Below are 23,726 nucleotides of genomic sequence, written 5' to 3'. Positions count from 1 at the left end.
GGGGATAGCCTATTGGCAGGGGCCATCGCGAGTGCGCGACCTGCGACTCCATGGCGATCAAGGCTCACTTGCCCAGCACGACCTTGACGCCGAGCCAGACAGCCCCCATCAAACCGGTGGCGATGACCGTGATCACAGCCTTGAAAGTATAGCTTTGCGCCTGTTCAACGCTCTTTCGCCAGCGCCGCAGGTGCTGAAAATCGGCTCTGAGTTCTTTCCGGTCATCGTCTTCGATACCGAAGGAGGCCAGGACTGATGCCACCGCTTTCAATACGATCGCGTCGACGCTCTCCTGCTGAACCCTTTGCTGCTCGGCCAGTGTCTGCGCGACAATCGCCCGAATCTCTTCGTCCAGAATCTTCACCGCTTGATGATCCTCGCAACATTCTCGAAGCCGCGCTTGGCGAAGTAGAAGGAGACGACCAGATTGGCCGTGATCGCCGCAAATCCCGCCAGCGCGTCCGTGGAGCCCAAACCGAGGACCTTGTCCCAGACCAGCAGCTTTGCGAAATACAGCGTCACGCAATAGCCCATCAGTTTGTCCGGCTCGTAAGCGCAAGCGAGATCAGATAGGCAGTCATCATCCCTCCATGCGCAGAAAATGCGCGGCAGATCGCGCCAGGCGAGGCGCGATCGTTTCGGGCGCGAACCCTATCTCCGTGTCTTCCGGAGACCGCAGCGGCGCGGGCCATCGGCCCCAGCGCCGCGGGCCGGCACGTTCGCGCGTGCACGGCCAGCAATGGTTCGGACGGCGGCGCGCCGATCGGCGCTCCATGAACGTGACGTCGAGTGCGTGGCCGGATGCGCGGCCACCGTCCGATTCTGAAATCGAGACGAAAAAACCCGCAGCGGATGATGTCCGCGCGGGTCAAACAAACTCGTCTCGATGATGTCATCATGCCGGTGTTTTGCCCGACGTGTCAAACGAACTTACCGGCGCGGCCAAAGTTAGCCGTCAGGAGGATCAGCCGATGACATCCAAGGCGACATCACAGCAAACCTCGCGCAACATGGCAGGTGCCGGCCCGCGCAGCGATGGCAAGCCGCGCAGCGATAAGAAGCCGCGCAGCGATAACAGGCCGCGCAGCGATAACAAGCCGCGCCTCGACGAGGCGCGCGATCTGCAGGAGGCGATCATCGAAGACGCCGGTGAGCCTGCGGACAGCGGCCGCGACCTCGTGCACGGCGACGGCGGCACCATCGAGCTTCCCACCAAGCCCGGCGATTTGTCGAAGGACGACTAGGCCATCAGGAACTTCCCCTGCGACAGACGCGTTGTTCCCCCGTCAGAAGGAACGCCTTGTGCGATGACCCACACCGTCCTGGTTGTAGACGACGATCCCGCCGTGCTCGACGTGGTCGTCGACATGCTGGAAGAGCTCGGCTGCGAGGTGATCAGCGCCCCCAGCGGCGCGGACGCGCTCGACCGTCTCAGGCAAAACCAGAAAATCTCCATTCTCATTACCGACATCAACATGCCCGGCATGGACGGTCATGAGCTGGCCGAGCTCGCGCGGCGGCGCAAGCCGGAGTTGAAGATCCTGCAGCTCTCAGGCCGCGAGCCGCGGCGCGGCGGCCTGCCGATGATCAGAAAACCGTTCTCGTTCGAGGAACTCGCCGACGTCATGCAGCGAACCACCGGCATCTGCTGAAGCTCGGCCGGCAAAACAAAACCCGCCGCGGATCGCTCCGCGCGGGCTGAACCAAACTCTTCGATGATGCCAATATGCCGGTGTTTTGCCCGACGTGTCAACGAAGGCATCGCGGAAGAGAAAGCCCCTCCTCCCAACTCAATATGTGGTGCGCAACGGGCTTGCTTCAAGCCCCCGTCCCTGCCGTAGAACCCGCGACCCAACACCAGGTCGAGGGGTCACGACATGCCTTCACATCTTCCCATCTCCCGTTCGCGCGGCGGCACGCAACCGAGCCGCATCGGGAACCCGGCAACGCTCGAGCACGAAATCGTCATCGCGGGCGGCGGCCCGACCGGGCTGATGCTGGCCGCCGAGCTCGCGCTTGCCGGTGTCGATGTCGCCATCGTCGAGCGGCGCCCCGATCAGGCGATCGTCGAGACGCGCGCCGGCGGCTTGCACGCCCGCACCATCGAGATCCTCGATCAGCGCGGCATCGCGGACCGCTTCCTGCGCGAAGGCGAGATCCTCCAGCTCGCCGGCTTTGCCTGGACCCGGCTCGACATCGGCGATCTCCCGACGCGGCACCCTTACGGGCTCAAGCTGCGGCAGGCCCGCATCGAGCGCATCCTGGCCGATTGGGCCGAAGAGCTCGCCGTCCGCTTCTATCGTGAGCGCGAGGTCACGGGCTTCGCGGAAGATGAGGCCGGAATCGACGTGACGCTGTCCGGCGGCGCGCGCTTGCGCGCAAAATATCTGGTCGGCTGCGACGGCGGCCGCAGCCTGGTGCGCAAGGCGGCCGGCATCGACTTCCCCGGCTTCGATCCGACGCTCAGCAACCTCATGGCCGAGGTCGAGATGCGGCAGCCACCGGCGTTCGGCCTGCGTCACGACGCGCTCGGCTTTCACGGCCTCAGCACGGCCGAGAGCGGCCGCGTGCTGGTCGTCGTCACCGAAGCGACGCTCGATCGCACCGGCCAGCCCAGCTTGCGCGATCTCAGCGAGGCGCTCATTGCCGTCTACGGCACCGACTTCGGTGTGCACAATGCGGCGTGGATCTCGCGCTTCACCGACGCGGCGCGGCAGGCCGCGTGCTATCGCAAGGGCCGCGTGCTGCTCGCCGGCGATGCCGCGCATATCCATCACTCCGTCGGCGGACAGGGCCTCAACCTCGGTGTGCAGGACGCCGTCAATCTCGGCTGGAAGCTGGCGCAGATGGTCAAGGGCGTCGCGCACGCCGGCCTGCTCGACAGCTACCATGCCGAGCGCCATCCGGTGGCCGCGCGCGTGCTGAAGAACACCATGGCGCAGATCACCCTGCTCCGCCGCGGCGACGACGGCCGCAAGGCCGCGCGCGAGGCGATCGGTGAGCTGCTCGCCATGGACGAGCCGCGCCGGCGCTTTGGCGCGATGATGAGCGGGCTCGACATCGCCTACGATCTCGGCGAAGGCCACAAGCTGCTCGGCCGGCGCATGCCCGATCTCGATCTCGTGGTCGAAGGACGCAAGCGAAGACTGTTCACGCTGCTGCACGGCGCGCGCGGCGTGCTGCTCAATTTCGGCAAGTGCGGCGGCGTCGACGCGGCGCCGTGGCGGGATCGCGTCGATGTCGTCGATGCGACTTACGACGGGATGTGGGAGCTTCCGGTTATCGGGCAGGTGGCAGCGCCTGGCGCCGTGCTGGTGCGGCCCGACGGGCACGTGGCCTGGGTGGGAGACGAGAGCCAACACGGGCTCGAGGAGGCGTTAACGAGCTGGTTCGGGCCAGCGGCGGCTTCGGCCGCTTAATCCTGAATGAAGCGAAAGCCTGGCGGAAGCCTGGGTCAAAAGCTGACCTTCATAACCTGAGCGAGAAGGTCAGCTTAGGGCCAAATCCAGACTCGTGTGGCTCAGCAAAATTGGTCCGGGCTACCGATCAAGTCCGCCGATGGATTCAACCTGGATTAAGGCTTGGCGGGTCTTCGGACCTCAACCTTCTCACCCACCTCGATTACCATGAGATCTTCACCGAGTTCCAATGGACCTGAGTAAGTCTTCCGCGTCGGTGGAATCACATCTTGCTCGGTTGCATTTGGCATCACGAGGTGTGAATAGACCGCGAGTTTCGGCTTTGTCCGCCCGAATACCTCGCCCGCCTGTTCTGGAGTCGTGTGATGGGCGATTATGCTCGCGGTTCGTTCTGGCGGGACTCCGATCCGCTGAAATGTTTCGAGCGAAGCAACTTCATGAATCAACAGGTCAACATTTTGGGCATGTCGGATGAGGTTCTCAGACAGACGGGTGTCTCCGGAGAGGACAACCGAGCGACCGGAATAATCGATGCGATAGCCAAACGCCGGCTTCACGGGCGTGTGGTCTACCTCGAAGGCGGTGATCTTTACGCCATTATTTTCATAGACAAGTCCCTCGCTGATGTCCTTGGCGAGAATGACCACTCCGTCTGGCGCCGCTCGGTCGTCGTATAGTCGAATCCGGATGTCATATTCGAACGCCTGCTCGAGAAACGACATCATGCGCACCGTCCCCCTTGGTCCCCACACCTCCAATGGCCGATCCCGCCCAGGCCGTCCAAAAAGCCAGCCGGTCAGCCACAGATCTGGAAAGCCAACCACGTGATCCGAGTGCAAGTGGGTAAGAAACACGCCGTTGATATCATGCCAAAACACGTTGACCTGAGTGAGCCGCTGAAGAGCACCGCGGCCGGCGTCGAAAATGAACTTCTGCCCACCCGCTTCGACGAGGATGCTCGGGCCGAACCGGTTCATAACAGGTGGAGGGCATCCTGTGCCTAAGAGCGTAACTTTGATCTCTTGCGCTTGGGCGGACACAGGGACAATAGCGAGCAAGCTTGCGAAAAGTGTGATGCAGGAAAGGCAGAAAGCCGACCTCTTGGAAGTCGCCATGACTGACTCCACGAACCGCTGAATAAAAACGGCATTCGCGCCAGGCAAATTTCGCATTTCAACCAGTAGTGTTGCAAACGATCGGGCGCGCGTCAATCATCGCGCCGCGAGGTCGGCTTCGGGTCAAAAGCCGCTGTCGGCGAACGCCGCCGCGCAGGTCAGCTACAGGCCATTCGTCACATCGGTGCGCCTCTTCGAAAGCCGAAGCACACAATCCGTCAGCACGGCTGACGTTCCAACTATGCGGCATCAGCTTCTCGGTGGCGATCGCGTGTTTGGCACCGCCGTGTCATTCGTCGTACAACTTCGCTTGGTTGGAGTTTCGGGTCATGGTGCAAGAGCGGCTAGTCCGGGTCGAGCGCAGGTTGTCGGCGATATTGGCCGCCGACGTCGCTGGCTATTCGCGGCTGATGCACAACGACGAAGAGGCTACGCATACCAAACTGACCGCATTCCTCACCGAAGCCGTCAACCCGGCAATCGCCGAGCACGGCGGCCGCATCGTGAAGAACACCGGCGACGGTTTCTTGGCGGAATTTCCAAGTGCGGTCGAGGCGGTTCGAGCCGCTCTGCAGTTCCAGACCCGCATCAATGACCTTACAATCGCTGATGCCGAAGACAGGCGCATTGCTTTTCGCGTGGGCGTCAATATCGGTGACGTAATCGTCGAGGCCCACGATATCTTTGGCGACGGCGTTAATATCGCTGCACGACTTGAGGGCGTTGCTGCGCCGGGTGGTATTTGCATCTCCTCGTCTGTTTACGATCATGTACGAGGAAAGGTTGCGATCGCGTTCGCCGATCTGGGTGAGCAGAGTCTCAAAAACATCGCACTCCCAGTTCGAGCCTATGCTCTGGTCCGGGAAGGATCGGGTCCGACGACAAAGGCGGAGCGCGCAAAGCTGGGCTTGCTTTCGCCGCCTCGTCTTTCCATGGTAGTGCTGCCCTTCGCCAACCTCAGCGGTGATCCACAGCAAGACTACTTTGTCGATGGTGTAACTGAGAGCTTGACCATTGACCTGTCGCGCATCAACGGTTCGTTCGTCATCGCCCGCAATAGCGCCTTTTCGTACAGGGGAAAGCCCATAGACGTCCGGCAGGTCGGGCATGAGTTGAACGTTCGCTACGTACTCGAAGGCTCCGTGCAGCGTGGCGGCAACCGGCTTCGGATCAATGTGCAACTGATCGATGCCGAAAGTGGTAAACATCTTTGGGCCGAGCGCTTCGAGAAGCCCATTGCCGATCTTTTCGATATGCAGGACGAGATCGTATCGAGGCTCGCCAACGCGTTAGACGCCCAGCTCATTGTAGCTGAGGCACGACGAGCGGAACATTCGCCGAATCACGATGCGACTGATCTGTATTTCCAGGGCATGGCCTCGATATTTAAGGGCCTAGTCCCCGAGCACCTGACCGAAGGGCGCAACTTTTTCAAACGTGCCTTGGCAATCGATCCCCGATGTATCGGAGCGCTGGTCGGCATGGCGATGGTCGATTTGACAATGGCCGGCGGCCTGTTAGCTGACGACCGGGCCGGGCTCTTTTCGGCAGCCGAGACAAACGCAATCAAAGCACTTTCACTAGCTCCCCACAACGCGATGGCCCACTTGGTCTTGGGTGACGTCTATATTTTTACAAACCGTGCGTCTCAAGGGATCGCTGAATGCGAGCAGGCCCTGGCGCTTAATCGAAATTTGGCCGACGCTCACAGCTATATTGGTTTTGCGAAATATTGTATGGGTCGCGCTGCTGAAACCGAAGGCCATATCCGTGAGGCTCTCCGCCTCTCGCCTCGAGATGTCTTTCACCATCGGTGGCTGCATGCCGTCGGCCAGGCCAAAATACATCTCGGCGCGGATGCCGAAGCCGTCGGTTGGCTGCGACGGAGCATCGAGGCCGACCGCAATTATCCGCTCGCCTACTTTACACTCGCTGCGGCTTTGGGCTTGCTCGGCGCTCTGGACGAGGCGCGAAAGACCGCGAGGGCGGGACTTGCACTCAATCCCGACTTCACTATCCGCCGCTTACGCGCCGCCCAAGCAAGCGACAATCAGAGCTACCTGACCGGTCGTGATCGAATCTGTACAGGAATGCGCTTAGCCGAAGTGCCGGAGGGCTAATGTCCGCTAATGGGATGGACCGGCTGCTTCCCCCGCGGGGATAGTCTGCAAAGACTACCCTGCAGCCATCCGGAGAAGCAGCCCATGACCACCACACTTTTGGCCTCGATCGGCATCGACATCGGCAAGGAAGTCTTTCACGTCGTCGGTTTCGGCACTGACGGCAAGATCGCTTTCCGCCGGAAGATCAAGAGACTGGCACTCCTGGAGACCTTCAAACGACTGCCTCCCAGCATCGTCGGCATGGAGGCTTGTCTCAGCGCGCACTTTGTCAGCCGCGCCCTGCGCCAACTTGGCCATCAGCCAAGGATCATCCCTGCGATCTATGTGAAGCCGTTCGTGAAGGGACAGAAGAACGACTACAACGACGCCGAAGCTATTGCAGAGGCCGCCCTACGGCCGAACCTGCGCGTCGTGCGCGAGAAGACACAGGACCAGCTCGACCTCCAGGCTCTGCATCGGGTTCGCTCCCGCCTGGTCTCGCGGCGAACGGCGACCATCAACCAGATCCGTGCCTTTCTGATCGAGCAAGGCATTGCGGTCAGGACTGGGGCGACGGCTCTGCGGAACTCGCTCCTGGCGATCTTGGAGAACCGGCAGGACGAGATATCGCCGCGAATGCGCGATCTAATCGTAGGTCTCTATGAAGACTGGATACATCTCGATGAGCGGATGAGACCCTCGCCGGCGAGATCGACCAGATCGGCGAGAAGGAGGCCAACTGCCAGCGCCTCATGAGCGTCCCCGGCATCGGTCCGCTGATCTCGACCGCCGTCGTGGCGGCCATCGGCACCGGTGAGGCATTCGAGCGCGGACGAGACTTTGGTGCCTGGCTTGGCCTCGTGCCGCGACAGTACAGCACGGGTGGCCGATCTATTCTGGGACGTATCTCCAAGCGCGGGAGTAAGTATCTCAGGACCCTGTTCATCCAGGCTGCAAACGTCATCCTGATGCGCCCACACAATTGGGATCGCTTCAGCTTCGGAGCATGGCTGCAGAACGCAGCTCCACGGCTGCACCGCAACAAGCTGGCAACGGCCCTGGCCAACAAGCTGGCGCGGATAGCATGGAGCATCTTGCGCAACGAAAAGACCTTCGATGCACCCCATTACGAAGCGATCGCAACCTAAATCCTATCCTGAGTTCGCGACAGAGAAAATGCATGGAACGGATCAATGAACGCATCCAGAGTCTGGTGACCCAAATGGTTGCTTGCCAACCTGTCCGCTAATAAGACCAACGATGCGTGCGTATTCCCATCAAGGCCACGGCCCGCGAGCCGATCAAACAGGCCGGATACATATCAGCGACTTCCGAAACCCACGCACGATCTCTATTGCGAAACGCAGCCGGTCCATACATTTGGGTCAAAAGCGGAAATCGCCAGGCCCTCAGAAGATGTCCGTTCTGCCCCTCATCAACCGACATCGACCAAAAAGAGCCCGCGGCTTTCCGGGGGCTCTTGGCTTCAAGTGCTTGATACGCGTGTCAATACTCGAATATTGCGTCGCTCGCCGGCTTCCGATGGGGCTGCTCCGGGTCGCGAGCCCATGGCGCAGCTGGGTTTTCCGGCTTGTGCGCAAGCGCCTTCGCGATCCATTGTGGCCATTTGGCGTCCGGCTTTGGCTCGGCACGCGCTTGAAGTAGCTCTTGAACGATATCGCTCATGCCTGTTCCTGCGATTGCAGCCAGACATCTTCCGGAGAGACGTTGAAGTCGTTGGTCGCGCCGACGCTTCCGAGAACGCTGAGCGGCACCCGCCGCACGGATTCTTCAATAGTGGCGTCGATTACCGGATCATTCACGGGGTCACCGGGATGGACGATGACGCGCTCGATCCGGTGAAGGAATTCAAGCGGCGTGCCGTCTTCGCTTGCGATGCACTACAGCGACTTGCCCCAGCCGCGATCGAGAAGCGAATTCGCCGCGCAGACGCGCGCATGCGCCGGGGCGACGACGGCCGCAAGGCCGCGCGCGAGGCGATCACCGAGCTGCTCGCCATGGACGAGCCGCGCCGGCGTTTTGGCGCGATGATGAGCGGGCTCGACATCGCCTACGATCTCGGCGAAGGCCACAAGCTGCTCGGCCGGCGCATGCCCGATCTCGATCTGACGGTCGACGGCGGCAAGCGAAGACTGTTCACGCTGCTGCACGGCGCGCGCGGCGTGCTGCTCAATTTCGGCCAGCGCGGCGGCATCGACGCGGCGCCGTGGCGGGATCGCGTCGATGTCGTCGATGCGACTTGCGACGGGATGTGGGAGCTTCCAGTTATCGGGCAGGTGGCAGCGCCTGGCGCCGTGCTGGTGCGGCCCGACGGGCACGTGGCCTGGGTGGGAGACGAGAGCCAACACGGGCTCGAGGAGGCGTTGATGCGATGGTTTGGACCGGCGGTGGCGTAGCGCGCACCCGTGTCGGCCGCTCCAAGAAAGCCCACGGCATTCCGCGGGCCTGATCCGACCTCTTGTGATGATGGCATTCTGCCGATGTTTTGCCCGACGAGTCAAACGGAACGATCTTGAACAGGATACATTGAAATCAGCCTTCACCCCGGGGGAAGCATCGGCCGTATCCAATGCGTGAACCATTCCTCTGCGTCCCTGCGCGGATCGCCTGGACCATCCACTCCGAAGATCGGCGGCGCAATAAGGTAGCTCGGCTCGTCGGCGAACATGCCCATCGGCTTGCTCGATGGCGGTTGCTTGCTGCCAGCGGTTGGCACGGTCCAGCTGCCGAACCGTTCGTTGAATTCTGGGGAAGGCAGATACGGCACCGGCGCACTTCCGGATGTGAAGACGCTGCCTGCGTTGGACTCGTTGACCCGGGCGAGGCGTCGAACATTTTCGGGCGCAAGGGATGCGGCTACAGAAGTGTCTGGCGCCTCGCCCACGTTTGCTGGCTCGGTAGGCACAGTGCCTAGCGGCGTATCGATCCAGTTTCCGAAGCGATTGAAAAGGGGGCGGGCTCGTTCAGCTTCCAGGCCAAGAATCCTGTTCTCGCGTTGGGGGGATCCGGACCGTTCTTCAATAAAATCGCTCCAGCCATCGAGAAAGGGATGAACCGGAGTACCAACGGCGAACGGGTTGTAGGGAGCTTCTCCGTTGGACAAGACGCTGTCCTCGGTGACCTTGTTGCCGCCAGAGGTAGTTGCAGAGAAAGCGGGTTTGGTGAGGGCCGCAGCAGTCAGACCTGTGAGCAAGCCGGCGCCAAGGCTTTGTGCTCCAGGTAGCATCAAGAGACCAGCACCAAGCACACCTGCTCCCATCAGCAGCGCAGAGCCAGGATCCGGAGGCGCTTGTGGTCCCAGCACCTGCGATCCATCAGAGAGATGGGTGAGCGGCTGACCTGTCTCTGAATGGAATTGCAAGACCTGCGACTCCGCCGGCATCGCCACGCTGGGAGGCAATCGCGTCAAACGATGCCAATCCGAAGGGGGAACTGGAAACCCTGGCAATCCATACGTGAGAAGCGGATTGCTACGCGTGAACCCTTCCGGCTCATTCAGTCCATCAAGCCGAGGCGGAATAAAGCCCGGCAAACGGGTATCGACGAGGGGGGGAACGAGACCTGGAAGATCAGGGGCGGGTCCGACCGCCGCGAAGTGCTGCGAAATCGGTGAACTGGATTTATATCTCTTCAAGATTTCTATCTTGTCCGCAAGACTGAGGTTGCCGTCCGGCAAGAGGATGGGAGCACGTAAGGCGCCTTCCCATTGACTAGCGGAATGAAGTTGATCGACGGTGTCCCGCATCTGCTGAATGCTGTCTTTATTGTCCTTGGCATATGTTCTCCAGCTCGCGTACCAGTCTTCAACACGCTTGTTTGCTTCCTCCTGTGTCATTCCCGAAGGAGTATTGGTAAGCAGATGCCCCCTCGCCAGCGCGTGCTTGGCGGCCGTGAGAAAGCCACTCATCTCGGCATCCAGTTGATCAAGAGCAGCAGTATCGCCGTTCTGAGCAGCACCAAAGGATGGATGCTCCTGGAGTTCACCAAGAAATTTGCAGAATATCTTCCTATAGCTCCCGAGATGGCCGCCCGTATGAGGGCTTGATCCCAGCTCTTCGGCTGCTTTTTGATTTGATGGCAGATGCATCAAGTTCTTGATGCCGTTGAGTTGGAAACGATCACCCAAGACCTTGAGGGTAAAATGGCCAGCCAGTTCCTGCAGCAAGATGTGATGGACTTGTAACATACGACCCTCTGGCGTTGCGCCAAGGCATGGGCTTGCAGCGCGCCGAAACGTTCGGGTGCCCGCATGCAAGGAAAGATTAAACTATGAGGTTTTGCAGCCTGCCTGCGTGTACTGACGGGAATGCAGCAGTCTGCGACAAACAGCGACGCCGTGATTCACGGCGGCCCCGCTTCATGCAATTTCCCGAAGTGAGGCTCTGCGACGAAGCGGCGAAAACGCTAGCTGTTGTGCAAAAGAGCCAATAAAAAAGCTCGCGATCTTTCGCGAGCTCGACTTCTCTAGATCGTATTACTCTGCCGGTGTTTTGCCCGACGTGTCAACGAGCAACGACCATAGCAAGATTTCTCCGCGAATGATTCTAAGATCGGCGACCGAAGCGCACGGCGTCAATACTTCGTCGTATCGGTGAATCCAATGCCCCTGACGCCCGCCTCCTTGCACGCATCCTTCAGCACTTGGTCGCATACGACCATGGGATAGAAGAGAAGCCTGAAGATATGAGCCTCCCCGACACTATCCTCTTTGAAAATGAGGCTGCTTCTTCTTCTTAGATTGTAAACCTTGCGACCAGGCGTCGGATACTCGATCTCAAGAACCGACTTTTCTTCATCGACGGCATCGAGAACCCTGATGACATCACAAAGCCAGTAGGTCGGCGCCGCACGGCCATCCTGGTACCGGGTCTCGCATCTGACGAAACGAACTCCTTCTGAATCCAATGTCTCGAGAAGGCTCTTCATCCGGTCGGAAACAAGCCGATAGTCGTGAAACAGCTCCCAGTCCGCGGGAGCACGGCCGAGAGACCTGTCAATGACAAGCCGCGGAGTTTCAGGGAAAGGCACGAAGCCCCGCTCCCGCGGCGGAATGAGCACCTGGCGTTCGCCTGTGAGAGCTGCGAGATTTTCCATCTCCCACCCCGGCGCCGTGTGGAACCCGCCAATGCCGGCGACATAGAACTTTCGATCCTTTGCCTTGACCCGGCGCTTCTTTGGTGGAGAACCAACCATCAACCTTCTCTCGTCTACGAAAGTCTGTCGTACTCCGGCGCAGTGTGCCGATGCTGCCCATCTACACCGAAGCATCGGTACAGTAAAACACCGGCAGCCCGCCAAACGCATCGGAATTCGTGCAACGAACCTGGATGCGCTCGCTCGCACTTGCCCCGATCGTGTCGCCATCCTTCACCACGCTGCCATGCTCGATGAGATACGCGGACAGCCCGGCGACCTTGTCGAACAACGCCGAAAGCGTGAGCTTGGCCGTCACGAACTCGATCTCACGATCGACGAAGGCGGACAGGCCCATCGTGACCGCGCCGATCTTCGCTCCTGACCGGAATGGAAGAATGTCGAGCCACAGTCTGAAGGGATAGTCGGGATAAGGTGCGAATGCATCGCGGGAGGTTTCGAGCCAGAGTTCGGCGGGCCGCGCGACCCGGCCGGCCCATACCACGCCGCAAGCTTCCGGCATCGCCGCAATCAACGCGCCGATGACCGCCGTCGTGCCGCGCGCGGCAACCAGCGGCTGCTCACCTTTCCCGAGCATCGATACGATCAGATGGCCGCGATGCCGGGCCGCCACCGCCTTGCTCTCCGGCCAGGTCGTGGCCGCGCGCGCCCACAGGCCCTGGTCGTGCGGAATGGGTGCCGGCATCGACATGACCGCGACAAGCGCGTTGCCGCAGCGAATGAGCGGAGAGTTTGCCTGAGCCTGCGCAGCTCCGTCTCCCAAAGTCTCGGTCGTCAATTCCGGATGTCGGGCGCGAAGGACCTTGGTGACCGCAGACATGTCCGGTGTCGCCGGATCGTCCAACAAGATGAAAGAAAGAAGCGAGCTACTCATTCAACTGCCCCGCAAAAAATCATCTGGATTGCAACCGATACTTCGGCGCTTCGCCCAGAGGTTGAAAGTACATGACTTAGAACGAAAAGGGAACATTGTCAATCGATGTTCGCTCTGAAGACTTTTGCCGCCGGGACCGAAGTACGCGGGGCACCCCCCGGCGCGGGCATCGCCTTCCGACCGTCGAACGGCTTCCTCTCTTGTCGTGCCTGCGAGAAACGTATCGGATGAAGGCAGCTTCAACAGCGCGCGCGCTTCGCGCTCGAACTTGCGCATGTATTTCCATGCTCATTCACGAGCCGACGTTCTCACGCGTGGAGAAAGTGATCGCTGGCGGCTTCAAGATGGAACGTCGTTTCAGCGGATGTGATGGGCAGCACATATTTCAGACGTGCGGCACGCCATTGTCTCTGTGCGATTACCCAGGCACAAGGAATATGCCATGACCGTCTCCCGCGCTGCTCTTTTCGCCATCGTCGGAATCAGTTCGTTCGTTGCCTCCATCCAGATGTCTCACGCTGGCGGCCTCGGACTCGATTGGCTCTCGAACAAACCTTACGTGGAGTGCCTCAAGCAAGCACGGATGCTCGCTGATGTGAGCAGCGTCATGAAAGGACCGGCCTACCGGGAGGCGAGCTATGAGCGAGGCCGTCACCAGTGCAACCGACAATACTACGGTCACGAATAGGCTAGCAGCTGCCAGTACGGGATCTGCCAGCGGCTCGCGCGTTCCTTGAAAACATCATCGAAGTCGTGCCGCTCGTTGCGGCATGACTTCGGTCTCCATCGACGAAGATTGGCGTCAGGGTTGGCGGGTCGCTCCCGGTGCTCCCGGTATCTGGCCGCCGAACTTGGACGAGCCCGTGCCACTCACGCTGGTGGGGCCGGCGGCCGTGCCGTTCGGATCACTGCGGGCGGCCGAGCGTCCGGGTCCGGGCATCATGTTCATCGACTTGGACCAGCCGTGATGATGATGCCGCTTTGGCGTGTGGGCCGAGGCATAGGATGAGGCGGCTAATAAAATCGCTAGACCGAGTGCAGCTGCTTTCATGAACGTATCCTCCTCCGAGGAGAACTTTACCTTCCCGCGCGTGTTCCTTTTCGCACCAGCTTGCTCTCAACTTTCTTCCGGCTGCTGCCAACCTTCTCAAGAAGCTTATCGGATGCCGGCTCCGTCGACAGCTCCCGCTTCGCGCTCGAGCCGGCGCATGTATTTCCGTGTGCGCATGGCCCGGAAGGCAACGGAGGATACACCGGCATCCGCCCGCACTCAAATTGAGTAAGTCGCTCAACAGGCTCAGCCTGCGCCTCGAAATTTAATTTGCGCACGTATCAAAAGATACAGACTCTCCGCCGCGGCAGGACTAGGCTTGATCCATCACCGCAAGGCCCGTGGCACGAGACCGGTGATGAGAACGCCAATCGCGCTCCCGCCCTTCTGTTTCGCGAGGAGAGTACGCCATGCTGAAACGGCGTCGTTTCAAACAAATCAAGACACTCAACGAACGACTGGCCGACGAGGCCATCCGCTGCCGCGAAGAGGCGCGCGCGCTGTCGCCGGGACGCCGCCGCGAGATGCTGCTGCGCCGGGCGCGGCAGGACGAGGCCGCCATGCAGATCGACGCCTGGCTGCGCTCGCCCGGCCTGAGGGCGCCGACATGAGCCAGCAATATCGCGCCTACCTCGTCGGCGAGAACGGCGTCTTCCGCTCGGCGGAAGCCTTCGAGGCCGCGTCCGACGAGACCGCCCTCGCCTTCGCGCGGCAGTTCACGCGGCACGGCAAGGTCGAGGTCTGGCAGCTCGGGCGCAAGATCGCGGTGCTCGAGTCCGGGCAATCCTGGCCGTTGCCGCCGCAGCCATCGCGGCCGACGCTGACGCGTCAATGATCGCCGGATGGCGTTCGTGCGTTGAACGTCTCGATCGCGAAGCTGAATGTCACCTGCATGACGGGCCCGCCGGCGTCGCGAACGTCGATCGCCATCCTCCGCCGTCCGCCGGTCGCCGGTGCGGAAATGATGGCGTCGCGCGCCATGTCGCCGACCGACTTGGCGGCCTCGGCCTGGACCGCGCGCATGTTGGACAGCTCCAGGCCCTCTTCGTCGAGCGCGGCTCCGTGCTCGTCGGTCAAGTCGAAGTAATATCGCGCCATGTGCGTATTCCTTTGTCCCTAAGAGGTCCGGGAGGGGACAAAGGTTGCAAGCCAACCGAAAAACTATTGGAGCCAAGGGGTTCCGGGAACTGATGCGCCTCCCGGCGCAGCTCTTACTCTTCCGCGAGCTTGCACGCGATATAGGCGTCCACCGTCTCGGCGAACGAGCGCTGCACGCCGACCGCGACATCATGCTGGTCGAGCGCGTCGCGCTGGAGCACGCGCAAGCCGCGGCCGCGACAGCTCACGGGCGCCGTGTTCAGATATTGATCGATGGCGCCCTTGGCGAGCGGGATGGCCTTGGGATCGCCCCTGGCGATCAGGAGCCTGAGCAGGCTCTGGCATTCGGCCAAACCTGGCATGGATCTAGGCCTCTCACCCTTGCCGCGATTTCGGCTTCGGCCGCTTCACGGGCTGGGTGTGGGTGCCGAACAGCGCCAGCAAGAACGCGACTTCTTCCTTCGAACCGATCTGGATCATGATTGTCTCTCCTGTTCGCTCCGTTGGTCGGGCCGCGGGCGCGCGCAGTTCAGGACAATCGGGTTTCAGCCCTGTTTCAGGCGTGTTTCGTCGCGGGCTGACGGCGTGGCCGGCCTGCTTGTGTCCACAATTGAACATGGGAAACGCCCTTGACGCCGCCCTCGTCGCGCTTCGCTATTCCTTAACGCCCGCGCCATAAATTCCCACGCAGGTGATGGGCCTGCGGGGAGTTTTGAGAGATGGCCGTGAAGTGCGCCGGATGTGCCGACGGGACGGAGCTGCCGTTCGAATTCAAGATGGCGTTCCAGCCGATCGTCGACGTCAGCGAGAACAGGATCTGGGGCTATGAGGCGCTGGTGCGCGGCCCGAACGGCGAGAGCGCGCACAGCGTGCTCAGCCAGCTCACCGACAACCAGCTCTACCGCTTCGACCAGGCCGCCCGCGTCATGGCGATCGAAACCGCCGGCCGGCTGTTCGCCGATCCGCGCACGCGGCTCTCGATCAACTTCATGCCGAACGCCGTGTACGAGCCGCGCGCCTGCATCCAGAAATCGCTGGAAGCCGCGCGCCGCGCGAATTTTCCGGCTTCCAATCTGATGTTCGAGTTCACCGAGAACGAGCGGATGAGCGATCCGGCGCATGTCGAGAACATCGTGCGCGCCTACAAGGCGCTCGGCTTCTGGACCGCGCTGGACGATTTCGGCGCCGGCTATGCCGGCCTCGGCCTGCTCGCCCGGCTGCAGCCGAACCTGATCAAGATCGACATGGAGCTGCTCCGCGACATCCATCTCAGCCGGCCCAAGCAGGTCATCGTCGCAGGCCTCGCGCAGATCGCGCGCGAGCTCGACATCACGGTCCTGGCCGAGGGCGTCGAGAACGAGGCCGAGCTCACCATCCTGCGTGCCGCCGGCATCGCGCTGTTTCAAGGCTATCATTTCGCGAGGCCCGGCTTCATGGCGCTGCCGCCGGTGCGCGGCTTCGAGCGAATCGACGTGTCGCTCGCGGGGTGAGCTGGATCCGGCTTTTCCGGATTGTCCCGGTCGGCGATATGAGACGTCAAAAGCCCGCGCGGATCGCTCTACGCGGGCTTTTGCTTGCTGCTTGCGCAGCAGGTTTCGTCTCAGTGCATGTGGCCGATCAGATAGACGCCGCCGCCCAGAACGATGACGGCCGGCACGGCCCAAAGCAGAAGCACGGGCATCGCTCGTCTCCTTAGTTCGAGGTGCAGACCTTGACGGTCTTCATGCCGGCCTCGGCTTCAGACCTGGTCTTGTACACGGTATCGCCGCTGACGACCGTGGTCTCAGTGGTGGTCGGCTTCGACTCCGTGATCGTGCACTTCTTGGTCTTGGCGTCCTGCACCACGTAGAACGCCTGCGCGAACGCGGGCGCGGCAAACGACGTCAGCACGGCAGCGGCAATGATGGTCTTGATGTTCATAATGTCCTCCTCCAGCAGCCCGGTCGTCCGGATCTGTCTCCTTCAAACTTCAAATATTGCCACTTGTTCCCGATTATCGTTCGAACCAACGGCCGGGGCTCGCGTTGAAGCGGCGACCCTGGAGGCTGCGATGCTGGATCTGAGACTTGCGACGACCGCGCTGGCGATGCTGATGGCCCTGATGACCGTGGCGCTGGCCGAGCCCGCCAAGGACCAGATGCGGCCCGCGGCTCAAGCCGCCGAGGCGCGTCCGATCCGCGTCATCCTTCCCGCCCCCTGGGAGCCCGCCACGACGCAAGCCGAGGCAACACCTGCGAAGTAAGTCCAACGCAGCTCATGTGCCGCGCTTCGCGGTGATGGTGCGCAGCGCGATGCCGTGCTGCCAGGCCCGCACCCGCACGGCCGCTTCGCTCCGGTTCAGCGCAAGGGCGATCTCGTCGGGCCGCCTTCCCGCTTCAGCCATGGCTTTCAACCGCTCATGCTCTTCCGCTGTCCACCTCTTCAACAATGGATAGCGTGATTGCATGGTTGGAGCTGCCTCGCGTGTCATGACAGCGAAGACAATCGGACGCCAAAGGCGAAGTTCCTACGCGGTGCGCGGCTGACGGCCTGCCGGCCGAAGGCCGAGCGCGCAAACGGGATATCGCGGCAATCGTTCCTCGCGTCCTCAATCGGGCGCGCGCGATCGCAGCAAGATCATGCTGCGGCACTCGGCAAGCTTTGATCGCAGCAACCAATTCGAATCTCATGTGTTGTCGCCGGCACATTCACCACCGGAGAACAAAAAATGAGACGTCTTACCTTACTAGCCGCAACCCTGCTGATGCTCGGAGCCGTGCCCGCAGGCGCGCAATCCCAACCCGCGCAAAGCGGCCCCGGCAACAACGCCGTCAACAGCTCGGACCAGAACAACTCGAACAAGCCGGTCGAGGGCCGCAACAGCTTCACCGAGGGACAGGCGAAGTCGCGGATCGAGGGCGCCGGATATTCCAACGTCTCTGGACTGCATAAGGACGACCAGGGCGTCTGGCGCGGCAAGGCCGACAAGGCCGGCAGCAAGACCGACGTCAGCCTGGACTTCCAGGGCAACGTGAACCCCGCCAAGTAAGGCCGACCAAGCAAGGAACAACGCACATGACAACCACCATTTCCCGCCTTTACGACTCTTATGCCGACGCCGAGCGCGCCGTGACCCGGCTCGAGGGAGCCGGCGTGCCGCACTCCGACATCAGCATCGTCGCCAACAATTCCGACAATTGGTACGGCTCACGCTCCGGCAAGGTCGATCGTGACCGCGACGGCGTGGACGATCGCGCCGAAGGCGCCGGCACGGGTGCCGGCATCGGCGCCGGCCTCGGCGGCGCGGCAGGCCTGCTCGCCGGCCTCGGCCTGCTCGCCATTCCCGGCCTCGGTCCGGTCGTGGCGGCAGGATGGCTCGCCGCGACCGCAGCCGGCGCAGCGGCCGGTGCGGCAACGGGTGGCATCGTCGGCGCCCTGACGGAGGCCGGCGTCTCCAAGGAAGACGCATCGCGCTATGCCGAGGGCGTTCGCCGCGGCGGCACGCTGGTGTCCGCGCGCGTGCCCGACCAGGACCGCGCCCGCCTCGATGCCCTGCTCCACGAGCGGTCCGTGAACTTGCAGGACCGCAGCGCGGCCTGGCAGAAGTCCGGCTGGACCGACTTCGACGCGGCGAGCCCGCCGCTCTCTCCGGAGGACGTCGGCCGCGAGCGCGAGCTCTACGGCACGGGCGTGCGGCGATAAGCTCCGTCCAATCCTACGACGACAAAGGCCCCGCGGTGCGGGGCCTTTTTTCTTCGCGTGAGCACGATCCCTTGCCGCGATCGGGAAAAACAGGCATTTGCCAGCAAATTTAACAAAATCCGGCGCATCGGATTTGGCGGAATGAAAGCTGTTAGCGCCATGCTGGAGTAGGTCGCTGCTCTCCTTGCACGGACCCGACCGGGAGAGCTTTGGAGAGATCGCCCATGTACTTCGTCGCCGCTGCATTGCTGGTGCTGTCGGGACTGTTCTATTCAGCGAGCCATCACGAGCTCGGACAATTCGGCTCCGACGTTTGCAGATATGGCAGCGCCTTCTGCGACAATCCCGTGCTGCTCTTCACCGGTGCCGCGCTGGCCGCCGCCTGGGGAATGTTCGTCAGCATCAAGTAGGCGAACTCGCGCGCGTATCCGGCGCAACAGCGGCGGGGGAGCCGTCGCGGCCTCTGGCGATCATCGACTTATAGCATTGTGTCGCCCGACGGTCAACCGGTTTTCGACCAATCCGAAAATGAATTCGGATTTTTCACACGGGGTCGCCGGCCTCCCCTTGCGGCGGACCGGATCCTTCGCCGCTCGTCGCGAGGGCAGCCGAGATCAGGCAGCGAACGCCGGCGGGCTCGAACTCCAGGCGGAAGCGTCCGGCGAGATCCCGGCTCGCCAGCGCGATGAGGCGGCTGCCGAATCCCCGGCGGCTCGGCGGACCCACGGGCGGGCCGCCGCTCTCACGCCAGCTCAGATCGACCTGGCCGTCCCGCGCGTCCCAGCTGATATCGACCCGGCCTTCGGGACGGGACAGCGCGCCGTATTTCGCGGCGTTGGTCGCAAGCTCGTGCAACGCCAGCGAGAGCGCCAGGGCCTGGGCCGGCAAAACCACCAGCGAGGGACCATCGCGGACGATCTGCCCCGACGGGAACGGCGCGACGGCGCGGGCCACGAGATCGGTGAGATCGGCGCCCGACCAGGCGCGCGCGGTCAGCAGATCATGGGCGCCCGACAGCGCGAGCAAACGCGCATTGACGATGCTGCGCGCCGCCTCGACGTCGCCCGCACTGCGCAGCGTCTGATTGACGATCGACTGCACCGTGGCCAGCGTGTTCTTGACACGGTGATTGAGCTCGTTGGTGAGCAGCCGTTGCAGCTCTTCGGCCTGCTTCAGCTCATTGAGATCGCGGCTCGCGCCGGCGATCGCAACCGGCTTGCGCGCGCCGCCCTCGCCTTCGAACTCGACCAGGCCCCAGGCACTCAACCAGCGCCAGCTGCCGTCGCGCTGCTTCACCCGGTACTCGACGTCGTAGCGGCCGTCGCCCGCGGGATCGAGCGCCTTGGCGACGCGCGCCCACATCAGCTCCATGTCGTCAGGATGGAATTTGGCCTCGACGCCGTCCTTGTCGTGCAGAAACCGCGCCTCGGTCAGCCCGTAGAGCGCCTGGGCATTGGCATCATAGATGCAGATGTTGTCCGCCAGCGTGTAGCGCCACGTTCCCATTCTGGAGGCGATCATGGCGAGGTCGAAAGTGCGTTGCTGCCGCTCGAGCGCAAGCCTCATGTCGTGCTCGTGGGTGACGTCCAGGAAACAATTGATGCCGCCGACGATCTCGCCGTCCTCGTCGCGCAGAGGCGCGACGTTGACGCGCGCCACCCACCGCCTGCCATCGGGATTGAGAACGACCGCCTCGACGCCTTCGAAGCTTTGGCCGGTCCGCACGGCGTGCGCCATCGGCGTCTCCTCGGGCGGGACGAAATCGCCGTCCAGGGTCTCGACGCGGAATGAACCGCAAAACTTCTGCGCGACATCGCCGAGCTTGGGCGCCCGGCCCCAAAGCTGGACGGCGCGGTGATTGACGCGAACGATCCGTCCCTCGACGTCGCAGGCATAGACGCCGATCGGGAGCGCATCGAGGATCGCCTGGTCCAGTGTCAGGAACGAAGCGAACAGCGTCGGTGTCGGTGCCGGGAGCTGAAAGTTCAGGAGGGACATAAGGCAAGGTAACGGGAAACCGCACAGGCGGCAACGCGATCGCGCGCCGCTTTATTTCGATTGGAGCGCGGAACCTTCGCACGCTTGCGGCGTTGCGCGCACCCTCCAAGCCCTGAGCGTGACGTCACCACGTCTTGGATGAGCGGTTAGCTTTATCAGAAGTCACCCCCTACCGCACGCGCTTGGAACCATCGTTCCGTCCCTTGCATTTGCTGAAGGTGCCCCCGATCGAGGTCTCCCCTTCCATGAGCGACGACGCCCTCACCCCGACGAAATCCGCGCCGACGCTGCTGCAACGGCTGGGTCCGGGCCTGATCACGGGAGCCGCCGACGACGATCCGTCGGGCATCGCAACCTATTCGCAGGCCGGCGCGCAATTCGGCTACGGGCTCTTGTGGACCGTGTTTCTCACCACGCCGTTCATGATCGCGATCCAGCTCGTCAGCGCGCAGATCGGCCGCGTCACCGGCAAGGGGCTAGCCGCCAACGTCATGAAGGTCGCGCCGCGCTGGGCGGTGCTGGGCCTCGTCGCCATGCTGGTTGTCGCCAACACGTTCAACATCGCTGCCGACATCGCCGCGATGGCCGAGGCGCTCTCGCTCGTCATCGGCGGGCTCAACCACGAGCACGCGCTGATCTTCGCGGCGGGCTCGACCATTTTGCAGGTCTTCCTGCCCTACCGCCGCTATTCGCCGGTGCTGAAATTCCTCACCTTGGCGCTGTTCGCCTATGTCGCGACCGCCTTTACCGTGAAGATCCCCTGGAGCACGGCGCTGCTCGCCGCGGTGTGGCCCAAGGCCAATGTCAGTGCCGATTATCTGATGATGGTCGTGGCCATGCTCGGCACCACCATCAGCCCGTATCTGTTCTTCTGGCAAGCCTCGCAAGAGGTGGAGGAGATGAACCAGGGCAAGCGCGACAAGCCGCTCCGCGAGCTCAAGCGCGGCGGCACGCACGAGCTGGACCGCATCAAGACCGACACCTTCTCGGGCATGCTGCTGTCCAACGGCATCGCTTTCTTCATCATCCTGACCACGGCCTCCGTGCTGCATGCGAACGGCATCACCAAGATCAATTCGGCGACCGAGGCGGCCGAAGCGCTGCGGCCGCTCGCCGGCGATTTTACTTTCGCGCTGTTTGCGACCGGCATCATCGGCACCGGGCTGCTCGCGATCCCGGTGCTGGCGGGCTCGGCGGCTTATGGCGTCGCGGAGATCTTCGGCTGGCGGGCCACACTAGAGGCCAAGCCCGATGAGGCGGCCGGCTTCTACACCATCATCGCAGCGGCAACCATCATCGGCTTCGGCCTCGGCTTCACCGGAATAGATTCCATCCATATGCTGGTGTGGAGCGCGGTGCTCAACGGCATCGTCGCCGTCCCCATCATGGCGATGATGATGCTGATCGTCTCGAACCGTGCCATCATGGGCCGCTTCCGCGGCCGGACCTGGCTGATTTGGCTCGGCTGGGGCGGCACCGCGCTGATGGCGCTGGCCGTCCTCGCTATGTTCGGCTCGTCGCTGCTAGGCTAGACCGGCGACAGCGCCGCCGAGATCTGCGAGGCGATGATGAGGGCCGCGAACACGGCCGGCACGCTCATGAGCCGCAAGAACTGATCGATCGAAAGCATCGCTGTCCCCCCAAGACGAGAAACGTCCTCGCCCACCGCGCTAATGCTCCCCTTGCGCGACGTGCTGATCGGCCGTCAGAAGCTGATCGGAAATGGCAGCCCCACTCATGGTGAGCAGCGCCAGGATTGTGATCACGGCCAGAAATTTCATGGCCGGACCGTCGCTCCCGATTGTGGCCAAAAACCGCGGGACTGGTCATGCTTTCCTCACCGGAAACTACGGGGTTTGAGGCAAAAATGGGTGCTTTCGGCGGCCCTCGCCGGGCTTCCCGGCAACGCGCCCTTAGCCTAACATTTGTGGCTGGGGCCGGGCTTGCGAGCGGGCCAACAACAAGAACAATGCCCGCAGGGGCCGGGGAGGGACATGACAAAATCAAAAGCAACGAACCTCGAAATCCTCGCCTGCGATGCCGGCTGGAGAAACTATCATTTCGTCAAGCTGACGACCGAGGACGGCATCGTCGGCTGGAGCGAGTTCGACGAAGGCTTTGGCTCGCCCGGTGTCGGCGCGGCCATTCAGCGTCTCTCTGCCCGCGTCATCGGACAGAACGTCTTCCAGCACGAGCGCATCTATACCGAATTGTTCGCGGCAACCCGCCCCGCAGCCGGCGGCGTGGTGGCGCAAGCGTTGGGGGCGATCGAGAATGCGCTGCTCGATGCCAAGGCGAAGTGTCTCGGCGTGCCCTGTTACGAGCTGCTCGGCGGCAAGCTTCGCGACCGTATCAGAGTCTACTGGTCGCATTGCGCCACATGGCGGATCAATCATCCGTCCTGGTACAAGCCGCCGATCGAAAACCTCGACGGCGTCAAGGCGATGGGGCGCGAGGTGCGCGAGAAGAAGTTCACCGCGCTCAAGACCAACATCTTTTCCTACGACGACGGCAAGCCGACCGGCTGGCGTCCCGGCTTCGGCTCACCCTTCGCCCCCGAGATCAACGTCGACCGCAAGATCCTGCGCGACCTGCACATGCATCTGGAAGCGATCCGCGACGGCGCGGGCCCCGACGTCGACATCCTCTTGGATTGCAACTTCAACGCCAAGACCGAAGGATACCTGAAGATCCTGCGCACCATTGCCGACATCGACATGTTCTGGGTCGAGATCGACAGCTTCAATCCGCAAGCCCTCGGCTATATCCGCAGGCAGAGCCCGCATCCGATCTCATCCTGCGAGACGCTGCTGTCCTTGCGTGAATTCCTGCCCTATTTCCACGCCCAGGCCATGGACGTCGCGATCATCGACACGCCCTGGAACGGGGTCTGGCAGTCGATGAAGATCGCGGCCGCCGCGGAAGCCTTCGAGGTCAACGTCGCCCCGCACAATTTCTACGGCCATCTCTGCTCGATGACGAACGCGCATTTCTGCGCCGCCGTGCCGAACCTGCGCATCATGGAGATCGACATCGATCGTCTCGCCTGGGACCGCGAGCTCTTCACCCATGAGCCGGAGATCGAGAACGGCTATTTCGTGGTGCCTGATAGGCCCGGCTGGGGCACCGAACCGAACGAGGACGCCTTGCGCGCTCATCCGCCGAAGACGAGCGGCGGGCTTTTGAATTACGGTCGCAAGAGCTGACAAGAGC

At 62.3% G+C, this 23,726-nt stretch carries 25 protein-coding genes and 3 pseudogenes; 16 read left to right on the top strand and 12 right to left on the bottom strand.

What is annotated here, in order from left to right:
• Positions 1 to 64 precede the first annotated feature (64 nt).
• Both RPS27_RS23115 and RPS27_RS23110 read right to left on the bottom strand, forming a co-directional pair.
• Positions 65 to 364: a hypothetical protein gene (locus RPS27_RS23115; protein WP_259214771.1), complete on the bottom strand. Its 300-nt coding sequence runs from the start codon at positions 362 to 364 to the stop codon at positions 65 to 67.
• A pseudogene (locus RPS27_RS23110) lies at positions 361 to 555 on the bottom strand (hypothetical protein); the annotation flags it as partial. The gene RPS27_RS23115 and the pseudogene RPS27_RS23110, both read right to left, overlap by 4 nt.
• Before the next feature lie 362 nt (positions 556 to 917).
• On the opposite strand from RPS27_RS23110, the gene RPS27_RS23105 reads away from it, so the two are divergent.
• The 3 genes from RPS27_RS23105 to RPS27_RS23095 all read left to right on the top strand — a co-directional run bounded on the left by RPS27_RS23105 (position 918) and on the right by RPS27_RS23095 (position 3,419).
• A complete protein-coding gene (locus RPS27_RS23105; RefSeq protein ID WP_409517565.1) occupies positions 918 to 1,244 on the top strand; it encodes a hypothetical protein in 327 nt (108 codons plus the stop codon).
• A gap of 63 nt (positions 1,245 to 1,307) precedes the next feature.
• The gene (locus RPS27_RS23100) at positions 1,308 to 1,652 is read left to right on the top strand and encodes a response regulator (RefSeq protein ID WP_313754497.1); all 345 of its coding nucleotides are present in this window, start codon (positions 1,308 to 1,310) and stop codon (positions 1,650 to 1,652) included.
• A gap of 225 nt (positions 1,653 to 1,877) precedes the next feature.
• Entirely contained in the window at positions 1,878 to 3,419 is a 1,542-nt protein-coding gene (locus RPS27_RS23095) for an FAD-dependent monooxygenase (protein WP_313754496.1), read from the top strand.
• A gap of 155 nt (positions 3,420 to 3,574) precedes the next feature.
• Here the strand turns inward: RPS27_RS23095 and RPS27_RS23090 are convergent, their stop codons facing one another.
• The gene (locus tag RPS27_RS23090; protein WP_212067432.1) at positions 3,575 to 4,534 is read right to left on the bottom strand and encodes an MBL fold metallo-hydrolase; all 960 of its coding nucleotides are present in this window, start codon (positions 4,532 to 4,534) and stop codon (positions 3,575 to 3,577) included.
• A gap of 329 nt (positions 4,535 to 4,863) precedes the next feature.
• Here RPS27_RS23090 and RPS27_RS23085 point away from each other — a divergent pair, with 329 nt between their 5' ends.
• From RPS27_RS23085 to RPS27_RS23075, 3 genes and pseudogenes are all read left to right on the top strand, one after another.
• Entirely contained in the window at positions 4,864 to 6,654 is a 1,791-nt protein-coding gene (locus RPS27_RS23085; RefSeq protein ID WP_313754495.1) for an adenylate/guanylate cyclase domain-containing protein, read from the top strand.
• A gap of 84 nt (positions 6,655 to 6,738) precedes the next feature.
• Positions 6,739 to 7,784 (top strand): annotated as a pseudogene (locus tag RPS27_RS23080) (IS110 family transposase).
• Between the two features lie 804 nt (positions 7,785 to 8,588).
• Positions 8,589 to 9,053 (top strand): annotated as a pseudogene (locus RPS27_RS23075) (hypothetical protein); the annotation flags it as partial.
• 143 nt (positions 9,054 to 9,196) lie between these two features.
• Here RPS27_RS23075 and RPS27_RS23070 read toward each other — a convergent pair.
• The 3 genes from RPS27_RS23070 to RPS27_RS23060 all read right to left on the bottom strand — a co-directional run bounded on the left by RPS27_RS23070 (position 9,197) and on the right by RPS27_RS23060 (position 12,631).
• Positions 9,197 to 10,843: a hypothetical protein gene (locus RPS27_RS23070; RefSeq protein ID WP_313754494.1), complete on the bottom strand. Its 1,647-nt coding sequence runs from the start codon at positions 10,841 to 10,843 to the stop codon at positions 9,197 to 9,199.
• Between the two features lie 386 nt (positions 10,844 to 11,229).
• Positions 11,230 to 11,850: an imm11 family protein gene (locus tag RPS27_RS23065; protein WP_313754493.1), complete on the bottom strand. Its 621-nt coding sequence runs from the start codon at positions 11,848 to 11,850 to the stop codon at positions 11,230 to 11,232.
• A 61-nt stretch (positions 11,851 to 11,911) separates the two neighbouring features.
• Positions 11,912 to 12,631, bottom strand: a complete 720-nt coding sequence (locus RPS27_RS23060; RefSeq protein WP_313754492.1) for a DUF4261 domain-containing protein — start codon at positions 12,629 to 12,631, stop codon at positions 11,912 to 11,914.
• A 496-nt stretch (positions 12,632 to 13,127) separates the two neighbouring features.
• On the opposite strand from RPS27_RS23060, the gene RPS27_RS23055 reads away from it, so the two are divergent.
• Positions 13,128 to 13,373 (top strand): hypothetical protein, encoded by a 246-nt coding sequence (locus RPS27_RS23055; protein ID WP_194403488.1) that lies wholly within the window; start codon positions 13,128 to 13,130, stop codon positions 13,371 to 13,373.
• 114 nt (positions 13,374 to 13,487) lie between these two features.
• Here RPS27_RS23055 and RPS27_RS23050 read toward each other — a convergent pair whose 3' ends face one another.
• On the bottom strand, positions 13,488 to 13,736 hold the full coding sequence (locus tag RPS27_RS23050) for a hypothetical protein (RefSeq protein WP_211419919.1): 249 nt from the start codon (positions 13,734 to 13,736) through the stop codon (positions 13,488 to 13,490).
• 410 nt (positions 13,737 to 14,146) lie between these two features.
• On the opposite strand from RPS27_RS23050, the gene RPS27_RS23045 reads away from it, so the two are divergent.
• Positions 14,147 to 14,347, top strand: coding sequence for a hypothetical protein (locus tag RPS27_RS23045; protein ID WP_194403490.1), 201 nt, complete (start codon positions 14,147 to 14,149; stop codon positions 14,345 to 14,347).
• Positions 14,344 to 14,571, top strand: coding sequence for a hypothetical protein (locus RPS27_RS23040; protein ID WP_194403491.1), 228 nt, complete (start codon positions 14,344 to 14,346; stop codon positions 14,569 to 14,571). Before RPS27_RS23045 ends, RPS27_RS23040 begins: the two co-directional genes overlap by 4 nt.
• Here RPS27_RS23040 and RPS27_RS23035 read toward each other — a convergent pair.
• Positions 14,565 to 14,834, bottom strand: a complete 270-nt coding sequence (locus RPS27_RS23035) for a DUF6894 family protein (protein ID WP_194403492.1) — start codon at positions 14,832 to 14,834, stop codon at positions 14,565 to 14,567. The two genes, RPS27_RS23040 and RPS27_RS23035, sit on opposite strands and share 7 nt — an antisense overlap.
• Positions 14,835 to 14,947: 113 nt before the next feature.
• Entirely contained in the window at positions 14,948 to 15,196 is a 249-nt protein-coding gene (locus RPS27_RS23030) for a hypothetical protein (RefSeq protein WP_063202881.1), read from the bottom strand.
• A 357-nt stretch (positions 15,197 to 15,553) separates the two neighbouring features.
• On the opposite strand from RPS27_RS23030, the gene RPS27_RS23025 reads away from it, so the two are divergent.
• The gene (locus RPS27_RS23025; RefSeq protein ID WP_211419920.1) at positions 15,554 to 16,324 is read left to right on the top strand and encodes an EAL domain-containing protein; all 771 of its coding nucleotides are present in this window, start codon (positions 15,554 to 15,556) and stop codon (positions 16,322 to 16,324) included.
• Positions 16,325 to 16,526: 202 nt separating this feature from the next.
• On the opposite strand, the gene RPS27_RS23020 is transcribed toward RPS27_RS23025, so the two are convergent.
• On the bottom strand, positions 16,527 to 16,754 hold the full coding sequence (locus tag RPS27_RS23020) for a hypothetical protein (RefSeq protein WP_211419921.1): 228 nt from the start codon (positions 16,752 to 16,754) through the stop codon (positions 16,527 to 16,529).
• A 130-nt stretch (positions 16,755 to 16,884) separates the two neighbouring features.
• Between RPS27_RS23020 and RPS27_RS23015 the strand changes: the two genes are divergently transcribed.
• Positions 16,885 to 17,076 (top strand): hypothetical protein, encoded by a 192-nt coding sequence (locus tag RPS27_RS23015; protein WP_211419922.1) that lies wholly within the window; start codon positions 16,885 to 16,887, stop codon positions 17,074 to 17,076.
• Positions 17,077 to 17,088: 12 nt separating this feature from the next.
• Here RPS27_RS23015 and RPS27_RS23010 read toward each other — a convergent pair whose 3' ends face one another.
• The gene (locus tag RPS27_RS23010; RefSeq protein WP_283818379.1) at positions 17,089 to 17,217 is read right to left on the bottom strand and encodes a hypothetical protein; all 129 of its coding nucleotides are present in this window, start codon (positions 17,215 to 17,217) and stop codon (positions 17,089 to 17,091) included.
• Positions 17,218 to 17,541: 324 nt separating this feature from the next.
• On the opposite strand from RPS27_RS23010, the gene RPS27_RS23005 reads away from it, so the two are divergent.
• The 3 genes from RPS27_RS23005 (at position 17,542) to RPS27_RS22995 (ending at position 18,925) form a co-directional block, all read left to right on the top strand.
• A complete protein-coding gene (locus RPS27_RS23005) occupies positions 17,542 to 17,862 on the top strand; it encodes a hypothetical protein (protein WP_313754491.1) in 321 nt (106 codons plus the stop codon).
• 26 nt (positions 17,863 to 17,888) lie between these two features.
• A complete protein-coding gene (locus tag RPS27_RS23000; protein ID WP_313754490.1) occupies positions 17,889 to 18,515 on the top strand; it encodes a hypothetical protein in 627 nt (208 codons plus the stop codon).
• Between the two features lie 224 nt (positions 18,516 to 18,739).
• Positions 18,740 to 18,925, top strand: coding sequence for a hypothetical protein (locus RPS27_RS22995; protein ID WP_211419924.1), 186 nt, complete (start codon positions 18,740 to 18,742; stop codon positions 18,923 to 18,925).
• A 133-nt stretch (positions 18,926 to 19,058) separates the two neighbouring features.
• Here RPS27_RS22995 and RPS27_RS22990 read toward each other — a convergent pair whose 3' ends face one another.
• Positions 19,059 to 20,513 (bottom strand): HWE histidine kinase domain-containing protein, encoded by a 1,455-nt coding sequence (locus tag RPS27_RS22990; protein ID WP_313754489.1) that lies wholly within the window; start codon positions 20,511 to 20,513, stop codon positions 19,059 to 19,061.
• A 245-nt stretch (positions 20,514 to 20,758) separates the two neighbouring features.
• Between RPS27_RS22990 and RPS27_RS22985 the strand changes: the two genes are divergently transcribed.
• Both RPS27_RS22985 and RPS27_RS22980 read left to right on the top strand, forming a co-directional pair.
• The gene (locus tag RPS27_RS22985; RefSeq protein ID WP_313754488.1) at positions 20,759 to 22,045 is read left to right on the top strand and encodes a divalent metal cation transporter; all 1,287 of its coding nucleotides are present in this window, start codon (positions 20,759 to 20,761) and stop codon (positions 22,043 to 22,045) included.
• Positions 22,046 to 22,507: 462 nt separating this feature from the next.
• Positions 22,508 to 23,719: a mandelate racemase/muconate lactonizing enzyme family protein gene (locus tag RPS27_RS22980; protein WP_313754487.1), complete on the top strand. Its 1,212-nt coding sequence runs from the start codon at positions 22,508 to 22,510 to the stop codon at positions 23,717 to 23,719.
• The last annotated feature ends 7 nt before the right edge of the window (positions 23,720 to 23,726 follow it).

Origin of the sequence: Bradyrhizobium sp. WYCCWR 12699 (assembly GCF_032144035.1) — a bacterium.
Lineage (GTDB): Bacteria > Pseudomonadota > Alphaproteobacteria > Rhizobiales > Xanthobacteraceae > Bradyrhizobium.
The sequence above is the reverse complement of the archived record's forward strand: the minus strand, read 5'-3'. Positions and strand labels throughout refer to the sequence as shown.